Consider the following 18,925-nt stretch of genomic DNA (forward strand, 5'->3'; position numbering starts at 1 on the left):
TTACCTCACCCTCAATCCCTCTCCTTATAAAGGAGAGGGAGGCTAGAGACAAGATGAAGTTTTGCATTTTATTTAATCCACGTTCCTAAGTTACCAGACTGAAGAACAAACAGACCAATAATAAACCCAAAAGTAACAGCAAAGCCTGATTCTGTTTTACCCAAATTTTCACAGTTAATGCAAAACTGTTAGTGTAACGCTGCTGTTGCAACTCTAACTTTGTCTCTTCAATATTTTGGTAGAGGGTACAGTCTTTAGCATAGGGACGCTGGGGAAAATTGCAAGTATTATCAGCCTGATATGTGCAGGTGTCGCACAGATACCCGTCCCCAGTGGCGCGGTGCAATGGAATACCGGGATGTCCGTAAGCTTTGAGTGTCGTCCGGCAATAGGGACAATTAATAGCTTGACTATTAACGAGTTGATGGCAGTGGGGACAAGATACAGTAGCCAAAACCTTTAGCGCAAATAGGTTAAGTAAACACTTTGATTCTAGCCATTTACCGGGGTAATTGGGAAATACATACATAGCCTGTTAATTTTGAATAAGGCTAGCTCTTAGAAGTGGTTATTTCATCAGCAAAAGTACTAGTGTTATGAGGATTTTTATATTTTTCTAAGTGATTTTTATCACGCAAAATAATTAAGGCTATGCCATAATCTAGCAAATATCAGGTTTTGTCCCAAATCCAATAATTTTTAGAGGTAGAAAAATATTGCCTTTTAATCCTGAGCTGTGCCGTAACGAAAGCGAAGTTGAAAGCAAACTCATAGTGCAATATTTGCTACCGCAGCTAGGTTATACTCCTGACACCTGGCATCAAGAAGTTGCCGTTGGTAGCATCCGCTTAGATTTCTTAGCATTTGCCGCACAAGTGATTCCCTTTGTCTTAGATGCCAACTCACCGCTGAGTGTCGTCATGGAGGCAAAGCATCCCAAACAAAACTTAAATAATCATGTCCCCCGACTCAGGCATTATTTAACCAGCTTGAATGTCAGGTATGGATTGCTGACCAATGGCAAAGAAATCAGAATTTATCAAAAAGTGCAATATGATATTCAGCTATTATTTCAGTGTTCTGGAAAGGAAGTTGAGATAAAGTTAGATAAAATTAAAGGTTTAATTGGTAGAGATAGTCTGAAAGAAGGACAGTTAGTAGATAAACCAGAAGTTCAAATAACTGAAAATAATTCAAATTTTGAAACAAAGAGGCAACATTCAATGAAAACGATTGCAATCTACCATAATAAAGGCGGCGTTGGTAAGACTACTGTTGCAGTCAATCTTGCAGCAGCATTACGTAAAAAAGGTAAAAGTGTACTTTTGATTGATATAGATTCTCAGGCAAATACTACTTTTGCGACAGGATTAATCAAATTTCAATTTGATGAAGATGATGATTTACGCGAACAAAATGTATCTTGTTTATTAGAATCTTCAGATTTTAATTTTATACCAGAAATTAGTCGTCAGTCTCATTATTTTAATAATCCAGAAATAGATGTGGTTCCATCACACATTAATTTAATTCAGAAGCAAGATCAACTAAATCTAATAGCAGTAAGCAGAAGTAGACTTATTTCTAAACTGAAACCTGTAGAAACAAATTATGATATTGTAATCATTGATACCCCTCCATCAAGAGACTATTATGCTCAAGTTGCATTGATTGCTTCTGATTATTTGATAATTCCTTCAGATTTGAAACCATTTGCAAATCAAGGTTTACCAACGGTAAAAAACTTTGTTAATGAAATTAATGAATACAAAGAAATGATGGGGAGATCACCTATTAATATAATAGGAGTTCTAGCTTCTAAAATTTCGACTAACTCTAAATTTTTGCAGTACACTTTCCCCAGGCAAAGAAGTGTCATATCTGAACGCTACAATTTACCTTTGATGGAAGCTGTTATTTATGATAGAACGTCTCTTTCAGAATGCATGAATAATTCTATAATGGTAGGAGATTTAGAATACCCAGATCCCAAATCAGTTATAAAATATGCAGAATCAAAAACTACTGCTCAACAATCTGCTATGGAATTTGAGATGTTAGCCAAAGAAGTTTTAGAAGAAATAGGAGTTAATTAATAATGAAATTTTATACTGTTGATGTCAAAAGTATTACTTGTGATGTACCTCCATCCAATTTCTCAAATGATGCTTTAAGTAGCCTCGCTGATATGATTATAGAAAGTGGGGGAATTATCAGACCATTAATTTTGAAAACTACGGGCTTGGAGACTTATACAGTGGTTGATGGACATTTTGAATATTATGCTGCTGTCAGAGCAAGAGAAAAAAATCCTCGTCAATGCGAAATGGTCAACGCCTTTGTAATTTCTCCTAAGAACGAGGATGAAATATTTAAGCAAGTAGCTGCATTTAGGGGATTGGATTCTGATGGTAAACCCGAAATTAAAATTCCAATTCAAACAAATCATTCTGAATCGATTTCAAAAAATAATAATTTTAATTTGTTGGAAAAGCAAATTAATGATTTAAGGTCAGAACTGGCACAAGAGAGACAAGAAAGACAGAAACTACACGATACTCTCAAGTTGATTGAAAGTCAGATACCAAAACAGATTTCACCTTTAGATGCATTCAATAATTTAAGTCTACTAGAACTTAATTTCAGATTAAGAACTGCTGGTTTTACAGATAAAAAAGCTGTTCAAATTGCTGAAAGTGTGGAAAAAGAACGTAAAAATAAAAAGTTTGAATCTCTGAAAGATGTATTAGTAAGAGTAAAAATTGTCAGTGGCAAAAAACAGATTAAAGGTATAAGTGGCGATAAAATGGTAGATATTGTTGATAGCTGGTCACGTATCTTGTTTATTTAAAATTTAGTTACATCTGATTTGCAAGAATAATGTCTAACCCCGCATCTGTCGCAGTGCATTAAACGCCTTACCTCGCAACCCAACTGGTAACAGCGATAATCCTAAACCAGTCCAAGCCTTAGTAGTTGAAAAAGACTTTCCGGCTAAAACTAGCTCTCTGCCTTTTTGCGTTTCACCCTTTTCAATTAAACGCAAACCTAATAATAATTGCGTTTCACTTAGACGATTTTTCCTGATTGTCTCTATTTTTTCAGAATCAAACTTATAACTTTCTAAATACCGGAGTTTATCAAATAAATAAGGAATGGCTCGATTAATACCTTGCTGCTCTGCATGGTAGCGATATTCCATCAATAATTCTGGTAAGTAATAGCCCTTTTTCCCAGCCAAAGCCAGACGCACAAATAAATCATTATCCTCACAATTTTGCAGATTTGGCTGCATATATCCTAATTCTTGCAATGTTTTACGGCGAAATAATGTCGCCCCAACTTGAAAGCTTTGCTGAATAAATACGACTTCCAACAAATTATCTACAACACCGGCTGATAAATTCTTTCTACCCCAGCGATGAGAATTTTCTTGAGTTTTTGCCTCATCCCGCACATTATCAATATCAATGATCCAATGGTCTGTACCAACAAAATCAATGCTAGAATCTTGAGCAAAAATAGCTGCGGTACTTGCGAGAAAATCGGGTGTTAGCCGATCATCATCATCAAATTTAATAAAATATTCACCACTGGCAGCATCAAAGCCAGAGCGCATATTATTACTTTTACCAATATTTTGCAGATGACGGATATATTTAATCCGATGGTCTGTGTACTGTGATATCAATTCAGGTGTGCGATCGCTAGAACCGTCATCACAAACAATTAGCTCAAAGTCTTGCTCAGACTGATTTAGTACACTGTCGATCGCATAAGGCAGCAGACAGACACGATTAAAAGTAGGAATACAAACACTAATTTTTGGCATAATCTATACTAGAATTATTTTAGCCTATACTTCTTTGAAGTTTCTGCACTATTTTGTTGAAAACAATACTAGTTTTTGTAATCATACTAGCTGGTCTTAGTTGTTTTGGTCTTTGTTCTGGATGTTTGAGAAAGCGATAGTATAAGAACTCATCTCTATAACAGATATTGATATCTTCTCCTTGACATAAACGGGCAAAGTCACGAGAATAATAGCTCATATAATGAATACGGTGAATTGGTTTTAAGCCATCTTGATTGTAAAGAACATTATTAATATTGACAAAGGGATCTGCATTAGCGCAGTTACCTGTTCTATCTTGACCATTGGGGCTAAGTGTAAAGTTAAACAGGGGGCGATCGCAGCGTAAAGTCATATAATTAAACAAAAAAGCATCATCCCACCATCCATGTCTATTAATCCATTCAACTTCCCTCTGAGTAATTAATCGCTCTTTTATTATTTCAATTTCTTCAACACTAAATAACCCGCGTTTAGAGCCAAAAAAGCTGGAGCAATGCAGCTTAGTACGTATATCTGCTTCTGTATACAGTCCAGTTTCTTCTATAACTGAAATATCTAAGGCTGCAACAGATATATCCTTAAGATGTTCCCAATCATCAAAAATAAAATCGGATGTTTCTAGTTTGTCAATTACATTATTGAGTGGCTTCATTGCCAAGCTATCAGCGTCATAAAATACAAATTTATCAAACATACCCTCAAAGGCAACAAATTTTCTTTGTAAATGACTTTTGTACCAACTAGGACGTGATACTTTTGTCTCTTTCTCTCTGGGATGAGCCGCCCAAACTTGGTGAGTAAATTCTTCCCACCGTTGAATTACGTCCCAGTTATCAAACAGGATTACATTCTTTCGAGAATTAATTTCTTGCCTAACTAGGTCTAGTCGCTCATCATAAGGAATAATACAAATCGGAATATCTGCGCTAACATTTGCCTCAATACTATTTAGCAAAGCTACTAGTTGGTCAAATACTACGTCATTAGCAAGGGTGTAAATACCGAAAGAATCCATTTTGATAAATCCTTTTTATCTTTAAGTTACTAAGTAACGCAAATAATATTATCGTTGTTCTCTGAGCTATTATTCCCAAATAATTAATAATATACACATCTTTACACTTTCTGCTGAGGGCAAGAAGGAAGCGATTTTGGTTAATTTGGATGATACTAACATTACTCGATGTTTGTCCCATAGCAATAGGGGCATAGACTCTAATCAACTCTAGAGCTTGCTTCTTAGAGTTGTCTATGATAGTTTACTAACTAGTAGAAAAACAGTAACTCTATCAAGTTACCGTATTTTAATGAACACTATCGTTGATCTAGTTGAAGGAGTCTGGAGTTAAGAGTATCTAGGTACTCTACTAAACATACATATGACAAGCACGAAAGAGAGTCCCACCGATTGAGAAGTCAATGCCTGACATAAACCGGAATTTTTCAATTCATCCAGAGCATTTCTGATCAACGAAGCGCCTGCTGCGATCGCTGTGAACAAAATCGCCAACGGTAGGGTGAAACTAAATTGCAAGATATTTAGCTAAACCTGATCAATCTTGCTTGATTTGAGGAAGTTTTTCATTTGCAGCAATCATTTGATCCAGAAATCCTCTCAATATTTCCTGCCAACCTGAAATACCCTTAATTTTTTCCCTAACCCCTGGTGAAACTTTCAACTGAAGAGGTGTTTTATCATAGGCTACTTTTTTCTCTGGTTTAAATTTTATAGTCGCCATACTATCCATAGTGTGTGGTATACTAGACATTGTAGCAGCAAGGCTAGATAAATGCTCTTAGGTTTCAAAACCGAATTGAAACTGAATAACACACAGCGCACCCAGCTATTACAGCATTGTGGAGTATCGCGCCATGCTTGGAATTGGGGACTCGCGCTAACAAAACAAATTCTTGATCACAATCAATTTAACCCAACGAAGAAGATAAGGTTTCCGAGTGCCATTGACTTACATAAGTGGTTAGTCGTCCTGGTGAAACCTGAATGTCCTTGGTACTATGAATGCTCTAAATCATCACCACAGGAAGCTTTACGGTCATTAAGGACTGCATGGGATAGATGCTTTAAGAAAATATCCCTAGCTCCCAATTTCAAGAAAAAGGGACTGCGCGATCACTTTACTCTCGAAGGTGTGATTAAATTTATTGCAGGGAATAAAATTCAAGTCCCCAAAATTGGGATTCTGAAAACCTACGAGCGATTACCGCAACTTAAGCCAAAATCGGTATCTATTAGTCGCCAAGCAAACAGATGGTTTATCAGTTTTAGATTTGATGTTGAACAGCAAGAATCCAGGAAGACAACTATTGTCGGCGTTGATCTCGGAGTTAAAGTGCTAGCTACACTTTCAACAGGTGAAGCATTTATTGGCGCAAAGTCTTACAAGAGTTTTGAGGCAAAGCTTTCTCGAATGCAATGGTTGCATCGTCACAAAGTTAAAGGTTCAGCCAATTGGAAAAAAGCACAGATAGAAATAGCTAGACTGCATAGAAAGATAGCCAATATCCGCAAGGACACGCTTCACAAACTCACCACACTACTTGCCAAGAACCACGGCACGATAGTAATTGAGGATCTAAATGTGTCCGGTTTGATGGCTAATCATAAACTGTCCAAGGCTATCACTGACATGGGATTCTTTGAGTTTCGCCGTCAGTTGAACTATAAATGTGAACTGTACGGTTCTAAACTTGTAGTGGTTGATAGATGGTTTCCCAGCAGTAAAACTTGTTCTAATTGCGGAATCAAGAAAGAAAGACTTTCTTTAAGTGAAAGAGTGTTTAACTGTGAGCATTGCGGTAAAGTGATTGATCGTGATCTTAACGCCGCACTGATTCTCTCAAAAGTCGTCAGTTAGATGATGTTAGCCTATGGACTGGTGAGTGCCGACACTACCAGAGTGAAGTAGGAAGTAAACGCTAAAGATATTCGTAAACTTTCTTTTTAAGATTTGTTTCGGTAACTTTGGATAAGTTTTATATAACGGATGAAATACATAGATAGTCTTGGATGGAAGCGGCTAATTTAGTTTCCTGAACTTGATAGTGAGGATAGCACCCTACAATGAATATACGTATGCAAACTATTCACAACCGTAAAGTCAAAGGCGGAGGCTAAACGTTGGCACAATTGCAAGCACAACCTCTGGCTTTGTCAGGCTCTCAAAAAAATTGGGTTTTACTCGGTGTCGGACTTGGGGTGTTCATGTCTACCCTAGATGTGGGCATCATCAATGTTGCTTTGCCCACATTGGTGCAAGCCTTTGACACCAGTTTTCCTACCACTCAATGGACTGTATTGAGTTATCAGTTGGTCAGTTCCGGTTTAGTTTTGGGGGCAACGCGCCTGGGCGATATGTGGGGCAAGAAGTCCTTGTATCAGGGGGGACTTGTTTTATTCACTTTCAGTTCGCTGTTGTGTGGTTTTGCACCTGGTATTGAGTGGTTGATCGGCTTTCGGGCACTTCAAGGACTAGGTGCTGTGTTCATTTCTGGGCTTGGTTTAGCAATTATCACAGAAGTTTTTCCCTCTTCCGAACGAGGTCGGGCTGTTGGCGTCATCGGTAGTGTAGTGTCACTGGGAATTGCTTTTGGCCCTTCTGCTGGTGGACTGCTCCTGAGTTTGTCAGGTTGGCATAGTATATTCTTTATCAATGTACCGTTGGGGATCATCGCTAGTTTCTTAATAGCTAGGGTAGTGCCGCCTTCTGTACGCATTCAAGGCAAACAGAAATTTGACTTTTTGGGAGCCATATTGGCTTTATTGACTCTGGGTAGTTTTGGGCTGGGTATGACGCTAGGGCAAAGCCAGGGCTTTGGCAGTACCAATTCATTGATATTATTAGCGATCGCCACTCTAAGTTTTACAACCTTTTTGGTTGTTGAAGCGATTAGAGAGCAGCCACTACTAGAGCTAAAGCTGTTTCGCAATCTTCAGTTGAGTATGGGCTTGCTGAGTGGCTGGCTAGCATTCACTGTTATTGGCGGTTCGCTACTCATCGTCCCTTTCTTTCTAGAGGGCGTCAAGCATTATCCGACGCTAAAAGTGGGGCTGCTACTAGCCGTGTCGCCTCTGCTTAGTGGGTTAATTGCCCCACTAGCTGGAACACTTTCAGACCGCTTTGGCGCTCGACTGATCAGCTCCATTGGGCTGGGGTTGATGATTGGCGGCTGTCTGGGGATTAGCACCTTTGATGCTAAAATTACTGAGCTAGGCTATGTATCGCGCTATTTTATTTACGGCATTGGATTAGGTTTATTCCAATCGCCCAACAACAGCACTGTCATGGGAGCAGTACCAAGGGAGCGGCTAGGGATTGCTTCTGGGCTGCTGTCTTTGTCACGTACCTCAGGGAACACGGTAGGAGTTTCTCTGATTGGGGCAGTATTTGGAGCCTTAATCGCTAGCATGTCTGCGGGTGCAGATGTCTCGGTTGCCCCTCCTGAAGCGATCGTTGCGGGGTTTCAAGGAACTTTTCGCTTTGCAGCCCTAATACTGTGTGTAGCAGCAGTTGCATCCGTTTTGAGGATCAGTAAGAGGCAGGGAGCAGGGGGAGCAGTGGAGGAATAATTAATGCCTAATGCCCAATATTCAATTACTAAGGAGTTAGATAATCGTATGACAGGTAAATTAGAAGGAAAAGTAGCAATTATCACTGGCGCTTCAGCGGGAATTGGAGAAGCAACTGCGATCGCCTTGGCTTCAGTTGGAGCAACAGTAGTACTCGCTGCTAGGCGTGGCGATCGCATTCAGGCATTAGCAGAACGCATCGAAGCTAGTGGTGGTAAGGCATTGCCTATTGTCACCGATGTGACTGACGAAACCCAGGTAAATAACTTGGTGGCAAAGGCAAATGCAGAATTGGGAAGGGTCGATATCCTTGTGAATAATGCAGGAATTGCCTTACTCGGCACCATTGAAGCTGGGAATAGCTCAGACTGGCGGCGATCGTTTGACCTCAACGTACTAGGACTGCTATATGCTACTCATGCTGTTTTGCCTCTGTTGAAGGCGCAAAAATCCGGGCATATAGTCAATATTTCCTCAGTGGCTGGTAGAACAGCGCGGGCTGGTATCGGTGTTTATAATGCTACCAAATGGGGTGTGAATGCCCTCTCCGAAGCGTTGCGCCAAGAAGTCTACAAGGACAACATCCGCGTCACCATTATTGAACCAGGTTTGGTGGATACGGAAATTGACAACCAAATTACCGATCCCGTTGCCAAACAACGCATCGAAGAACGACGCAAGTCAATTACACCTCTGCAAAGCGAAGACATTGCCGCTGCGATCGTTTACGCCCTCACCCAACCGCCGCACGTTAATGTCAACGAAATCCTCATCCGACCAACGGGACAAGAACTCTAAATAAGCATAAAGCTCCAGGAGTCAGGAGCGGAACCAAAGACGCTCCGCTTCCGGTCAGGTGCTTAATCCTACGGAAAAGGGAATTATATGATAATTAATTTATCTTAAAGATATAGTGAAATTACTGAAGATTTACAGAAAAGGAAATAATCTACATTATGTCACTCAGTCGTAGCGACCTCGAAGCCGGAAATGAACAGACGAGATTATTAGAAGCATCACACTCTGGAATCAAGCTAACTACCCTGAGCGAAGATGAGTTACAGCGATCGCTCCATGAAACACTACAACAGCAACCACCAAATTCTGATATCTGGATATTTGCCTACGGTTCGCTAATTTGGAATCCTCTAATCACATACGTCGAGCGCCGTGCTGGGATAATTTATGGTTGGCATCGGTGCTTCTGTACATGGATGATCCTCGGTCGCGGTACTCCAGAGAATCCCGGATTACTCTTAGGACTTGATCAGGGCGGTAGTTGTCGTGGTATTATTTATCGAATTGCTGCTGCCGATGTACCATCCGAATTACTGCTGATTTGGCGACGGGAGATGTTAGCTGGTGTCTACGTTGCTCGTTGGGTAAGGGTGTTTGATGGTACGCAGGAATTCAAAGCGATCGCCTTTGTTGCCAATCGCCAACATCCCAGATACGCTCATCAGATACCATTAACAACCACTGTTAATAGTATTGCCACCGCATCTGGAAAATTGGGTTCCTGCGCTGATTATCTCATGAAAACTGTCGATGGATTAATCGCAGAAGGCATTAAAGATAGACAATTACTCTTGTTACGCAAACAAGTGCTGGCAAAACAACAAGCGCTTTTAGTTAGTGGCGGCTCTACTCAGGCTAATACTTCAGAATAACTGTTGTGAACCTATAATTGAATAATTAAACCCATACTAGAAAAATCTAGATTTGAAATTCTGGAAAAGAATTATCCCCGAAAACAATCACTGAGCATTTCTGGAAAAATGAGTTTGAGCAGCGATCGCACAGATTCCAAGTAGATTATTTAATTCAGATAAATCTGACATCGTGAATCTCAATTTCAATCAAATCATTATCTTTAAGGTTATATAGCTCCCGAAGTTTAACATCGCAAGCTATCTCAATAATTGTTTTCGGATGATCTCCACTTTCAGTATTGTTTTTGTCTGTTCTTAAAATGAAAGCGTCTCTTCCAAATATTTTACAGGGAACAATGCTAACAGAAACAGTCCCTCCATACTCTTCCTTTTCCAGACGAATTACATTTTTCGGGAGATGGTAAGGTTGATCTAGCTGAATATTTAAAGTTCCAGGGAAGAATTTCATTCCCGTTTTTCTCAAGTAATATTCCTGGAGTTTATCAATCCAGTAAGAAAAGTTTCCTAAACCACTGACAACTTTACCTTTCAAGATTTTCATATATCTTAATTATTGTCTAATTTGGCTCATGGCTTACAGCTGCATTAACAACTGCGAGAGGAGTGGCACTGATACCGCGCACAAAAATATCTACACAGGTTTCGATATAGTCCTCACAGCTATAGCTACCTTGATTGAATTTTGCACTGCGGCATAGCATTCCAGCTAACAGCATTCCTGTAAACATATCGACTGCTGGAAATGGATCAAGTTCTGCTCTGACGGTGCCTCGTCTCTGACTCGATTGCAGATAAGCTACCAGTTTTTCCCCTAAGGGCTTGGCAGCTTCTTGAATTACTTGTTTGGCTGCCTTGGGATGACGTTTGGCTTCTCCAATGAAGGTACGAATTAAGTCTTCCTGTGCCTCTAGCATAGTATTGTAAAGATGGGCATACTGTCTTAAATCAATTTTTAGATCCTGCGTCCATGCTTCGGGGTGTGCAAGGGCTTCTGTCTGGAGTGCAAAGGCATTTTCGATTACTGCTCCCAGAAGTTGTTCTTTGCTAGCAAAGTGGCGAAATAAAGTCACCTCATTCACACCAGCAACACGAGCTATTTCACGGGTAGTTGCTCCTTGAACACCTAAACTGGCAAATACCTGCGAGGCGGCTTCTATCAAACGTGTACGGGTGAGAGTTGATGAACGGATGGTTTTATTCATTTATGCTGGCAACTACTTACTTACATCATAGGTTATGTAGAAAAAGTGGTCGCAACTTGGGGAAAAATCATCTTGATACCAGCATTTTTAAAGTCCTTGAAAATCTTTACCCGCTCAAATTTATTTCGGTGCGGTAGCTAATGTTTTATTCATTTTAGTAACTGGGACAACTACCCCACTTCTTAAATAATGAGGCGCTCTTTGGATGGCAGTAAATCCTAGTCGTAAATAAAACCCTTCGGCATAAAGGCTAGCTGTTGTAATTACCTTATCTATACCTTGCTCAGTTGCTTCATCGCAAAAATGTTGAACTAAAGCACGCCCGATCCCTTTACCTTGATATTTAGGATGGACATACAGCCCGATGAGTTCATCAACAATGAAACTAGCAAAACCTATAACAAAATCTCTCTCGATCGCAACCCAGAAAGTTTCCACTTTCATACTCTTCAAGATATTTGAACCATTAGGTTTGTTGCGGTAATTACGCCAAGCTAAAAGTTCTTTTTGGGTGTATAAAGTTGCAGGCAGAGCTTTGATAGCAGCAATATGAATTGCACTCAGCACCCAGGCATCTGTTTCCTGGGCAGGTCGAAGAGATATTTCGTTAGCGCTCATAGGTTCAGGGCTAGCATTCAGATTACATGCCTGTTTAACTTTTTGATACTGTAGGGTGTGTTACGGCTTCGGTAACGCACCGAAGATCGGAAATGGTGCGTTACGCGTTTCACGCTAACACACCCTACACTATCTTCTAATTATTTGCGCCTACCGACTTATTAGCAGTTTGCAATTGAGTCACAACTCGCTGAACAATCTGCCGTCTGATTTCCTGAAAATTTTGACTCGCAACTGTAAGGTGAGCAAGTACAGCCGCAGGGGCAGTTTGGGGAGAACCACTGTTAAAAGGGGGTTGAGGATTGTATTCAATCCCTAGTTGAATTGCTTGAGCGTAGGCGTAGCCCGTCGTAGACATCGCTTCCCTAAATAACTCAGCTGCTAGAGCCAGCCCAAAATCAATGCCAGCTGTCACACCGCCGCCTGTAATTCGATTGCGATCAATGACAAGTTTTTGGGCAACTGTCTCAACTCCCAGTATTTCCAAGAGATCCAACGATCGGCAGTGAGTAGTGGCGTGATAGCCCTGGTTTTTTACAGTCACTATTTATGTTCTCGTTAAAAATACTTAATATGCCCTTGCTTAAGATGGCTTAGGCAAAATCCTAATGTCTTGATTTATACTATTTTTTGAAAATCTTGATTTAATTGTTCACAATGGTATAGCTCCCGAAATATAAACCCCTCTAACCCTATCGACAAAACGTACAATAAGTTTTAAACTACGGTAAGTCTATCGGTAAACCGTTTATTTTGGATAAAGCAATAAAATAACCAACTTCAAAAGACAAATTTTGAAGTTATCAAGCAATATCGTCTGATATTTAGCTAATTTTGCTGTGTTTACTTGAATATATTCTCAAAGCTTGCTTATCACAGTATTTACCAAGCTAGAAGACATTAGAAAGTCAAAAGGAGTGAATGTGATCAACGCCATACAGATTAACGAAAATTTGACAACCACAGGACAAGTCATACCAAAACAGCTTGAGCAAGCTATCCAAGAAGGTTTTAAGTCGGTTCTGAATCTGCGATCGCCTGATGAACTAGGATTTTCCCAGGATGAGCAAAAAGTAGCGGAAGGATTGGGGCTGCATTATATGAATGTTCCACTCAAGGTGGATTTAAAAAATTTGAATGAAGAGCTGATTACCAAAATCCTCACGATATTAGAACAAATCCCTAAACCAGCAGTTGTACATTGTGCAGCCGGGATGCGATCAACTGGAATTGCGCTCTTAAGTATCGCTATCCAAGAAGGATTAACATCAGAGGAAACCTTAGCAAGAGCTAGGAATCTGGGTTTTGGATTCTTTGAACACGCTGGCGTTAGTCCCCGGCTGAAGCAATTATTTGTGGACTACGTTAACAAACACGCGAAAGTAGCTGCGCCTACTCGCTGAAACAGTTGTACTCAATATCCTGTATTTGAGAAAGCTTTATACGCCAGTTTAGGATCGCACATTAATAAAAGTCGCTATTTCCTGCAAAAGAGCGATCGGTTTGCAGGAAATAGCGACTGTTAATTTTTTGGGTAATTTTCGGATGAGCCAACGTCCAAAGTCAAGGCGATCGCCCCATAATAACTGGTGGTTAAAAGCTTTTGCTTGAAGGGTGTCAGGGGTGCGATCGCCTTTAGTATAACCATCCAGCTATAGGGAGAATAAGCACTTCCCAGAAAATCTAAAAATCTTATCTAAGACTATTGGATTATTGAAGAATAAGCGTTAGACTATTTCCATGAACCTTAGCCAAGGTTTTTGGGAATTAATTCATGTCAAAAATTATATACGATGTCATCCAGCGATTTGAGGTAGAAAACGGCGTTCCCCGTTTGGTTTCAACAAATATCCAGGTGATTGAAGGCGGGGAAGATTTAATGTCTTTGGCTACCAGTCTGCTGGAAAAACTTGGTTTTTATGACAAGTTTGAAGAGAACCGTACATCTCAATATGTGGGGTACAAACTTAAGAATCCAAAAAAAGGAGCTAAACGTTATCAACTGGTTTTAACACCCCGTAAAGAGGGTTTATGTGTCACTGTATCTAGGGATGTCTTAGAAAGTAATATTTTATGTTTAGAATATGTCCACTGTTGTGATGCATACAATGAACCTTATCGTTCTATTTTAGGTAAAATTTGGATTTTACCTAGTAAAGAAAATATATTTTGGAAATCAATGCAAGTTCGCTATCCAAGTCTTTTAGAAATTGGTGAGACAACAGAGAATTTTACACTCAACAAGCGTGATGAGATTGAATATTATCTAGGTGATATATCTGATGATAGTGAATTTTGTGATTTAAAGGCACAAAATGTTATTAATTTACCAGAAGAATTTGATATCACTAGTTTAGGAACTAGCGACTGCTATCTTGTCATTAATGATGACAAGCTATTTCCTTACAGTTGGCAAGTGTGTATAACTTCCAGTGAAGTTCTAAAAGAATTCCTGGGTCACTTTGGAAAAATCCTTATGGAGCAACAGTAATGTCTGTTAGAGTCAAAAGACTGGTCAATCCTTATGAAGAAAGGATGCTAGAGTTTTTGCAAACCTGCGTGGATGAAAAGTATAAAATTCATACACAGGTTAGCTTATGCCAATTTTGTGAACTAGATAGCAACCTTGATATCGAACTAAGAAAGTTTTTCTTTAGCTCCAGTGTAGACGCTCTGATCACTAATTCTGACTATAAACCTTGTTTGGTTGTAGACTTTCAATCTTCATATCATGATTATCCTGAAGCCAGAGAGCGCGATCGCAAAAAAGCAACTTTACTCGCTCTTGCAGCAGTTCCCTTACTTTATTCACGGGTGAAAGATTTTGGATTATTACATCTTTACTCTCAATCTGAAGAAGTAGTATGTAATTTATTTACAGGAAACCGACGAGAAAATGCCCAAGCCCTAATAAGAAAGTATTGCGAACAATCTTTTTCTACTGATGTTCGAGTTACAGCTTGGTAAACCACAAGATGTTTGCACGCCAATAGCAAAATTAACAGATTATGGTATCGCTTTGGCTACCATTAAATTACTATAAAATATAGATAAGCTTTTATATCAAAGGAGCGGTTATCCTTCCAACAGCAGCACAAGCCCTAAAATGTGTCTACCTATGTCAATCATTGACCACAGCTTACTTGCCCATCTACATAGTTCGTCTAGATGAGCGGACAGGAAACATATTCATCTTAGGTGGCAATGAAATAGAAATTTTAATTAGTCGTGATGGAAATTGGCGATACCTATGACAAAACCAAACTTTGATGCTATGAGTGAAGCAGAATTACGCGCCTATGTCTTGGAACATCGAGATGATCAAGAGGCTTTTTACGCATTTGCAGATCGTTTGACGGCAAAACCTCCCTCTGCGACTTACCCAGCGTCGATGACTCCAGAGGAAATCCACAAGGCAATATTAGATATTATCCAACAGAAAGAGCGTAGGCGCAGCCCGTCGTAGACATCGCCAGACTCCGAAAAAACAGCATAAATTTTTAACACCCTTGCTCCCAGATATAACCAAGGTGGTACACTACATCCATGCTAGGGGTGCCTATATAACCAGGCTGAGATCACACCCTTAACACCTGAGTCTGGGTAATACCAGCGGAGGGAAGCTGTTTATTGAGGAATTATAATATGCGGACAGAATGGGTTGCTAAACGCCGTGGGCAAAGTAATGTATCTCAAATGCACTACGCCCGCCAAGGTGTTATCACCGAAGAAATGCACTACGTCGCCCAACGGGAAAATCTCCCGGCTGATCTCATTCGTGACGAAGTAGCGCGGGGACGAATGATTATCCCGGCGAATATTAATCACACTAATTTAGAGCCGATGGCTATTGGCATCGCCTCTAAATGTAAAGTAAATGCTAATATCGGCGCTTCCCCCAACTCTTCTAATCTTCAGGAAGAAGTTGATAAGCTGAATCTGTCCGTGAAATACGGTGCTGATACCGTGATGGATTTGTCCACAGGTGGCGGTAACTTGGATGAAATTCGCACCGCCATTATTAATGCTTCGCCGGTTCCCATTGGTACAGTACCCGTTTACCAAGCTTTAGAAAGTGTCCACGGCACAATCGAGAACCTGACTGCTGATGACTTTCTCCATATCATTGAAAAGCACGCCCAGCAAGGAGTAGACTATCAAACTATTCACGCAGGGATTTTGATTGAGCATTTGCCCTTGGTGAGAAATCGCATCACTGGTATTGTCTCTCGCGGCGGCGGTATTTTGGCGCGGTGGATGCTACATCACCACAAACAAAACCCGCTTTATACCCACTTTCAAGACATTATTGAGATTTTCAAAAAATATGATGTCTCCTTTAGTTTAGGAGATTCTCTGCGTCCTGGCTGCACCCATGATGCCTCAGATGAAGCCCAATTAGCTGAATTGAAAACCCTTGGACAGTTAACTCGCAAAGCCTGGGAAGATAATATACAGGTGATGGTGGAAGGGCCTGGACACGTCCCAATGGATCAAATTGAGTTTAACGTCCGTAAGCAGATGGAAGAGTGTTCGGAAGCACCTTTTTATGTTTTGGGGCCATTGGTGACAGACATTGCTCCCGGTTATGACCATATTACTTCAGCCATTGGAGCAGCGATGGCTGGATGGTACGGTACTGCAATGCTGTGCTATGTAACACCTAAAGAACATTTGGGTCTACCAAATGCCGAAGATGTCAGGAATGGGTTGATTGCCTATAAAATAGCAGCTCATGCGGCTGATATTGCTAGACATCGCCCTGGTGCAAGGGATAGAGATGATGAACTTTCCAAGGCGCGTTACAATTTCGATTGGAACCGTCAGTTTGAATTATCACTCGATCCAGAAAGAGCTAAGGAATATCACGATGAAACTCTACCAGCAGATATCTATAAAACTGCTGAGTTTTGTTCAATGTGTGGGCCGAAGTTCTGCCCAATGCAAACTAAAGTTGATGCTGATGCGCTGACAGAATTAGAGAAGTTCTTGGCGAAAGAAGCTGTGACTCAAAGCTAACAGATTGTCATATCGAGTCCGGTTGAATACTTATAGCGGTTTTCAGATGGATGAGATATGGCATAGAACACACTGTCGGGGCTTAAGTTGTCATTGAAGCCAACTTAAGCCCCGACGGATGGAATTCGCACGCCAGCTACTCATAGGGAAAAATCAGGGGTTAGCTTCGTTTTTGTTAAGGATCAGTGAAAGCAAGCTATCTATGAGGCGATCGCGCTCGATTGGCACAATATCTCCACCATGCAGCAAATCTCGCGTAATCACAAAATGGATCAGCGTTCCGATAAACGTTCGGGCTGCAACTTCCGGGTCAGCAAGCTGAAGTTTAGGATGAGTAGCAAAGTATTGTGTAAGAAAGTTAAGATTTGGCTTTTCGACATTCTGGACAAATACCTGTGCCAATTCTGGAAACCGTCCTGACTCACTAATGATAATTCTGAAAAGCGTTATGTCTTGCGAGTTTTGAGCCACATTGTCCACCATTCCAAGAGCAAACCGTTTCAAAAATACAACGGGTTCCTCTTGCAATGGTGGAAAGTCTTGTTGCTCAAACAGGTTTGCTCTCGCTGCCATTCGTTGGATCAGGGCGGTAAACAATGCCTCTTTATCGGCAAAGTGTCGGTAGACCGTGGCTTTAGAAACTCCTGCTGCTGCCACAATTTTATCGATTCTGGCTCCGGCATAACCATGCTCCAGAAACTCCTGCATCGCCCCACGCAGGATCGCTTCAGTTTTTTCGGGGGATAAATCGCGCTCAACACTCTTAACGTTACTCATCACTCAATTTTCCCAGTTTGCTGGGAATCTACTAATACTATTGACTGATTTCCATCATACCCCCTTGACAAGACTAAACTGTTTTGTTTAATTTATATGCAAGACTAAACTGTTTCGTCTTTTGTATGCCAATTTACCCCAGACCAAAATAAAGGAGAGTACAAATGTCGCAGACATCAGTGAAAGCAAATGCAGCCGCCGGTTCGACCCGCGAACCGTTGGGCGGAGCGCACATACTTGAATCGAGTGACAAGAGCATATATCTCAAAGGTCTTTTTCTCCCTTGGCGGGGTACGTTGATGAAACTGGGACTGCACCAGAGCGCTGTGGAAATATTTGATCGCTACGAGGTAAAAGGCCAATTAGGCCAGGTAATTCGCCTAGCAACCTATCTCGAACTCATGCCCACACCAGCCCGCAACTTTGTCAACGGAACGGAATGGTTTACCGAGGAGATTTTGAAACGGATTGCTGGCGGATAAAACAAACTTCAGCCTTTGGTAATACTAATTAGTAAGAGAAGCATACTACTATGAATGGGTTCTCTCCATCTGGTATCACAGCAAACCCTCAATTTGCAGATTTAGTTATTCAACAACCCGATCAAACTGACCTCACCTACCCACCCAACCAGGTTGATGGTTTGTCTGCAAGCCCTTGGCTTGTAGTTTGTCTTTGTGTTGCAGCAATCTTCTTCTGTATCGGAGTTGGGGTTGGAAGGCGGCATACAAGACACCATAAACTAATAGCAATTCGGCTACGGCAAATTCAAACCTTAGAAAGAATTTGGCAAATGACAGCTAAACGCAGAGATTAAACTGTCAATATTTTTTACTTCAGCCCTGCTAAAAATCATCTAAAACTTCAGTGCTGTAATTCAAAATATTGTGGATTTTATACCAATTTCAAAAATATTTCCGACAGATTCAAACCTGCAAACCCAGATTTAACAAATCAAATATTCAGGGAGTTAAATATCTTATGTCACTCGATCGCCCAATTACATCTGTATCTTCCCAGCCAACTGCTGCTCTGAAAAATAGTGCTGCAAACGGCTCTAGTTCAGTCTTAGCACCAGAATCTACCGAGCCGATTAGTACTGAGGAAACCGCTTCTAAATCCCCTCCACAGCGCAAGAGATGGCTTTGGGTGATACTGGCGGTTCTGCTGATTGGGGGCGGAGGCTTTGTGG

Annotated in this window: 24 protein-coding genes and 1 riboswitch; of the genes, 14 read left to right on the forward strand and 10 right to left on the reverse strand. The window is 40.7% G+C overall.

Annotated elements, in window-relative coordinates; genetic code table 11:
* Positions 1-85 precede the first annotated feature (85 nt).
* A complete protein-coding gene (locus HWQ41_RS09260; RefSeq protein ID WP_292761774.1) occupies positions 86-454 on the reverse strand; it encodes a zinc ribbon domain-containing protein in 369 nt (122 codons plus the stop codon).
* 262 nt (positions 455-716) lie between these two features.
* On the opposite strand from HWQ41_RS09260, the gene HWQ41_RS09265 reads away from it, so the two are divergent.
* Both HWQ41_RS09265 and HWQ41_RS09270 read left to right on the forward strand, forming a co-directional pair.
* Positions 717-2,096, forward strand: a complete 1,380-nt coding sequence (locus HWQ41_RS09265; protein WP_292761775.1) for an AAA family ATPase — start codon at positions 717-719, stop codon at positions 2,094-2,096.
* 2 nt (positions 2,097-2,098) lie between these two features.
* Entirely contained in the window at positions 2,099-2,851 is a 753-nt protein-coding gene (locus HWQ41_RS09270; RefSeq protein ID WP_292761777.1) for a chromosome partitioning protein ParB, read from the forward strand.
* A 33-nt stretch (positions 2,852-2,884) separates the two neighbouring features.
* Here HWQ41_RS09270 and HWQ41_RS09275 read toward each other — a convergent pair whose 3' ends face one another.
* The 3 genes from HWQ41_RS09275 to HWQ41_RS09285 all read right to left on the reverse strand — a co-directional run bounded on the left by HWQ41_RS09275 (position 2,885) and on the right by HWQ41_RS09285 (position 5,604).
* Positions 2,885-3,832, reverse strand: coding sequence for a glycosyltransferase (locus HWQ41_RS09275; RefSeq protein ID WP_292761779.1), 948 nt, complete (start codon positions 3,830-3,832; stop codon positions 2,885-2,887).
* A gap of 19 nt (positions 3,833-3,851) precedes the next feature.
* A complete protein-coding gene (locus HWQ41_RS09280; protein WP_292761781.1) occupies positions 3,852-4,871 on the reverse strand; it encodes an Npun_R2821/Npun_R2822 family protein in 1,020 nt (339 codons plus the stop codon).
* A 538-nt stretch (positions 4,872-5,409) separates the two neighbouring features.
* Positions 5,410-5,604 (reverse strand): hypothetical protein, encoded by a 195-nt coding sequence (locus HWQ41_RS09285; RefSeq protein WP_292761782.1) that lies wholly within the window; start codon positions 5,602-5,604, stop codon positions 5,410-5,412.
* A 42-nt stretch (positions 5,605-5,646) separates the two neighbouring features.
* Between HWQ41_RS09285 and HWQ41_RS09290 the strand changes: the two genes are divergently transcribed.
* The 4 genes from HWQ41_RS09290 (at position 5,647) to HWQ41_RS09305 (ending at position 10,114) form a co-directional block, all read left to right on the forward strand.
* Entirely contained in the window at positions 5,647-6,732 is a 1,086-nt protein-coding gene (locus HWQ41_RS09290; protein ID WP_292761785.1) for an RNA-guided endonuclease TnpB family protein, read from the forward strand.
* A gap of 263 nt (positions 6,733-6,995) precedes the next feature.
* Entirely contained in the window at positions 6,996-8,444 is a 1,449-nt protein-coding gene (locus tag HWQ41_RS09295) for a DHA2 family efflux MFS transporter permease subunit (protein WP_292761788.1), read from the forward strand.
* Positions 8,445-8,447: 3 nt separating this feature from the next.
* Positions 8,448-9,242 carry an SDR family oxidoreductase gene (locus HWQ41_RS09300; protein WP_292761791.1) on the forward strand — a complete coding sequence of 265 codons (795 nt, stop codon included), beginning with the start codon at positions 8,448-8,450 and terminating at the stop codon, positions 9,240-9,242.
* 158 nt (positions 9,243-9,400) lie between these two features.
* The gene (locus HWQ41_RS09305) at positions 9,401-10,114 is read left to right on the forward strand and encodes a gamma-glutamylcyclotransferase (RefSeq protein WP_292761794.1); all 714 of its coding nucleotides are present in this window, start codon (positions 9,401-9,403) and stop codon (positions 10,112-10,114) included.
* 154 nt (positions 10,115-10,268) lie between these two features.
* On the opposite strand, the gene HWQ41_RS09310 is transcribed toward HWQ41_RS09305, so the two are convergent.
* From HWQ41_RS09310 to HWQ41_RS09325, 4 genes are all read right to left on the reverse strand, one after another.
* Positions 10,269-10,658, reverse strand: coding sequence for a DUF120 domain-containing protein (locus HWQ41_RS09310; RefSeq protein WP_292761797.1), 390 nt, complete (start codon positions 10,656-10,658; stop codon positions 10,269-10,271).
* Positions 10,659-10,674: 16 nt separating this feature from the next.
* A complete protein-coding gene (locus HWQ41_RS09315) occupies positions 10,675-11,319 on the reverse strand; it encodes a TetR/AcrR family transcriptional regulator (RefSeq protein ID WP_292761800.1) in 645 nt (214 codons plus the stop codon).
* 120 nt (positions 11,320-11,439) lie between these two features.
* Entirely contained in the window at positions 11,440-11,937 is a 498-nt protein-coding gene (locus HWQ41_RS09320; RefSeq protein WP_292761803.1) for a GNAT family N-acetyltransferase, read from the reverse strand.
* Between the two features lie 136 nt (positions 11,938-12,073).
* A complete protein-coding gene (locus HWQ41_RS09325; RefSeq protein ID WP_292761806.1) occupies positions 12,074-12,481 on the reverse strand; it encodes a hypothetical protein in 408 nt (135 codons plus the stop codon).
* Between the two features lie 379 nt (positions 12,482-12,860).
* Here HWQ41_RS09325 and HWQ41_RS09330 point away from each other — a divergent pair, with 379 nt between their 5' ends.
* On the forward strand, positions 12,861-13,340 hold the full coding sequence (locus HWQ41_RS09330; RefSeq protein WP_292761809.1) for a protein tyrosine phosphatase family protein: 480 nt from the start codon (positions 12,861-12,863) through the stop codon (positions 13,338-13,340).
* Between the two features lie 119 nt (positions 13,341-13,459).
* Here the strand turns inward: HWQ41_RS09330 and HWQ41_RS09335 are convergent, their stop codons facing one another.
* Entirely contained in the window at positions 13,460-13,585 is a 126-nt protein-coding gene (locus tag HWQ41_RS09335) for a hypothetical protein (protein ID WP_292761812.1), read from the reverse strand.
* A 126-nt stretch (positions 13,586-13,711) separates the two neighbouring features.
* Here HWQ41_RS09335 and HWQ41_RS09340 point away from each other — a divergent pair, with 126 nt between their 5' ends.
* The 4 genes from HWQ41_RS09340 (at position 13,712) to thiC (ending at position 16,956) form a co-directional block, all read left to right on the forward strand.
* Complete coding sequence (locus HWQ41_RS09340; RefSeq protein ID WP_292761814.1) at positions 13,712-14,428, forward strand: hypothetical protein; 717 nt, start codon at positions 13,712-13,714, stop codon at positions 14,426-14,428.
* Positions 14,428-14,904: a DUF2726 domain-containing protein gene (locus tag HWQ41_RS09345; protein ID WP_292761816.1), complete on the forward strand. Its 477-nt coding sequence runs from the start codon at positions 14,428-14,430 to the stop codon at positions 14,902-14,904. The genes HWQ41_RS09340 and HWQ41_RS09345 overlap by 1 nt, the downstream gene beginning before the upstream one ends.
* Positions 14,905-15,187: 283 nt before the next feature.
* The gene (locus HWQ41_RS09350; RefSeq protein ID WP_292761818.1) at positions 15,188-15,403 is read left to right on the forward strand and encodes a hypothetical protein; all 216 of its coding nucleotides are present in this window, start codon (positions 15,188-15,190) and stop codon (positions 15,401-15,403) included.
* Between the two features lie 75 nt (positions 15,404-15,478).
* Positions 15,479-15,575, forward strand: a riboswitch (TPP riboswitch).
* A 7-nt stretch (positions 15,576-15,582) separates the two neighbouring features.
* Positions 15,583-16,956 carry a phosphomethylpyrimidine synthase gene (thiC, locus tag HWQ41_RS09355; protein WP_292761821.1) on the forward strand — a complete coding sequence of 458 codons (1,374 nt, stop codon included), beginning with the start codon at positions 15,583-15,585 and terminating at the stop codon, positions 16,954-16,956.
* Positions 16,957-17,109: 153 nt separating this feature from the next.
* Here the strand turns inward: thiC and HWQ41_RS09360 are convergent, their stop codons facing one another.
* Entirely contained in the window at positions 17,110-17,733 is a 624-nt protein-coding gene (locus HWQ41_RS09360; protein ID WP_292761824.1) for a TetR/AcrR family transcriptional regulator, read from the reverse strand.
* 164 nt (positions 17,734-17,897) lie between these two features.
* On the opposite strand from HWQ41_RS09360, the gene HWQ41_RS09365 reads away from it, so the two are divergent.
* The 3 genes from HWQ41_RS09365 to HWQ41_RS09375 all read left to right on the forward strand — a co-directional run.
* On the forward strand, positions 17,898-18,215 hold the full coding sequence (locus tag HWQ41_RS09365) for a hypothetical protein (RefSeq protein WP_292761826.1): 318 nt from the start codon (positions 17,898-17,900) through the stop codon (positions 18,213-18,215).
* Between the two features lie 50 nt (positions 18,216-18,265).
* Entirely contained in the window at positions 18,266-18,550 is a 285-nt protein-coding gene (locus tag HWQ41_RS09370) for a hypothetical protein (protein WP_292761828.1), read from the forward strand.
* Between the two features lie 164 nt (positions 18,551-18,714).
* A partial coding sequence (locus tag HWQ41_RS09375; RefSeq protein WP_292761831.1) for a hypothetical protein occupies positions 18,715-18,925 on the forward strand: 211 nt, incomplete at its 3' end.

Origin of the sequence: Nostoc sp. NOS(2021), assembly GCF_017115025.1 — a bacterium.
In the GTDB taxonomy this organism is placed as follows: Bacteria; Cyanobacteriota; Cyanobacteriia; order Cyanobacteriales; family Nostocaceae; genus Nostoc.

Coding starts and splice junctions, on each gene's coding strand:
- HWQ41_RS09305 (WP_292761794.1), top strand. CDS start 9,401: ATGTCACTCAGTCGTAGCGACCTCGAAGCCGGAAATGAACAGACGAGA.
- HWQ41_RS09320 (WP_292761803.1), bottom strand. CDS start 11,937: ATGAGCGCTAACGAAATATCTCTTCGACCTGCCCAGGAAACAGATGCC.
- HWQ41_RS09335 (WP_292761812.1), bottom strand. CDS start 13,585: ATGGTTATACTAAAGGCGATCGCACCCCTGACACCCTTCAAGCAAAAG.
- HWQ41_RS09275 (WP_292761779.1), bottom strand. CDS start 3,832: ATGCCAAAAATTAGTGTTTGTATTCCTACTTTTAATCGTGTCTGTCTG.
- HWQ41_RS09370 (WP_292761828.1), top strand. CDS start 18,266: ATGAATGGGTTCTCTCCATCTGGTATCACAGCAAACCCTCAATTTGCA.
- HWQ41_RS09290 (WP_292761785.1), top strand. CDS start 5,647: ATGCTCTTAGGTTTCAAAACCGAATTGAAACTGAATAACACACAGCGC.
- HWQ41_RS09340 (WP_292761814.1), top strand. CDS start 13,712: ATGTCAAAAATTATATACGATGTCATCCAGCGATTTGAGGTAGAAAAC.
- thiC (WP_292761821.1), top strand. CDS start 15,583: ATGCGGACAGAATGGGTTGCTAAACGCCGTGGGCAAAGTAATGTATCT.
- HWQ41_RS09270 (WP_292761777.1), top strand. CDS start 2,099: ATGAAATTTTATACTGTTGATGTCAAAAGTATTACTTGTGATGTACCT.
- HWQ41_RS09285 (WP_292761782.1), bottom strand. CDS start 5,604: ATGGATAGTATGGCGACTATAAAATTTAAACCAGAGAAAAAAGTAGCC.
- HWQ41_RS09315 (WP_292761800.1), bottom strand. CDS start 11,319: ATGAATAAAACCATCCGTTCATCAACTCTCACCCGTACACGTTTGATA.
- HWQ41_RS09300 (WP_292761791.1), top strand. CDS start 8,448: ATGCCTAATGCCCAATATTCAATTACTAAGGAGTTAGATAATCGTATG.
- HWQ41_RS09365 (WP_292761826.1), top strand. CDS start 17,898: ATGTCGCAGACATCAGTGAAAGCAAATGCAGCCGCCGGTTCGACCCGC.
- HWQ41_RS09280 (WP_292761781.1), bottom strand. CDS start 4,871: ATGGATTCTTTCGGTATTTACACCCTTGCTAATGACGTAGTATTTGAC.
- HWQ41_RS09350 (WP_292761818.1), top strand. CDS start 15,188: ATGACAAAACCAAACTTTGATGCTATGAGTGAAGCAGAATTACGCGCC.
- HWQ41_RS09310 (WP_292761797.1), bottom strand. CDS start 10,658: ATGAAAATCTTGAAAGGTAAAGTTGTCAGTGGTTTAGGAAACTTTTCT.
- HWQ41_RS09360 (WP_292761824.1), bottom strand. CDS start 17,733: ATGAGTAACGTTAAGAGTGTTGAGCGCGATTTATCCCCCGAAAAAACT.
- HWQ41_RS09345 (WP_292761816.1), top strand. CDS start 14,428: ATGTCTGTTAGAGTCAAAAGACTGGTCAATCCTTATGAAGAAAGGATG.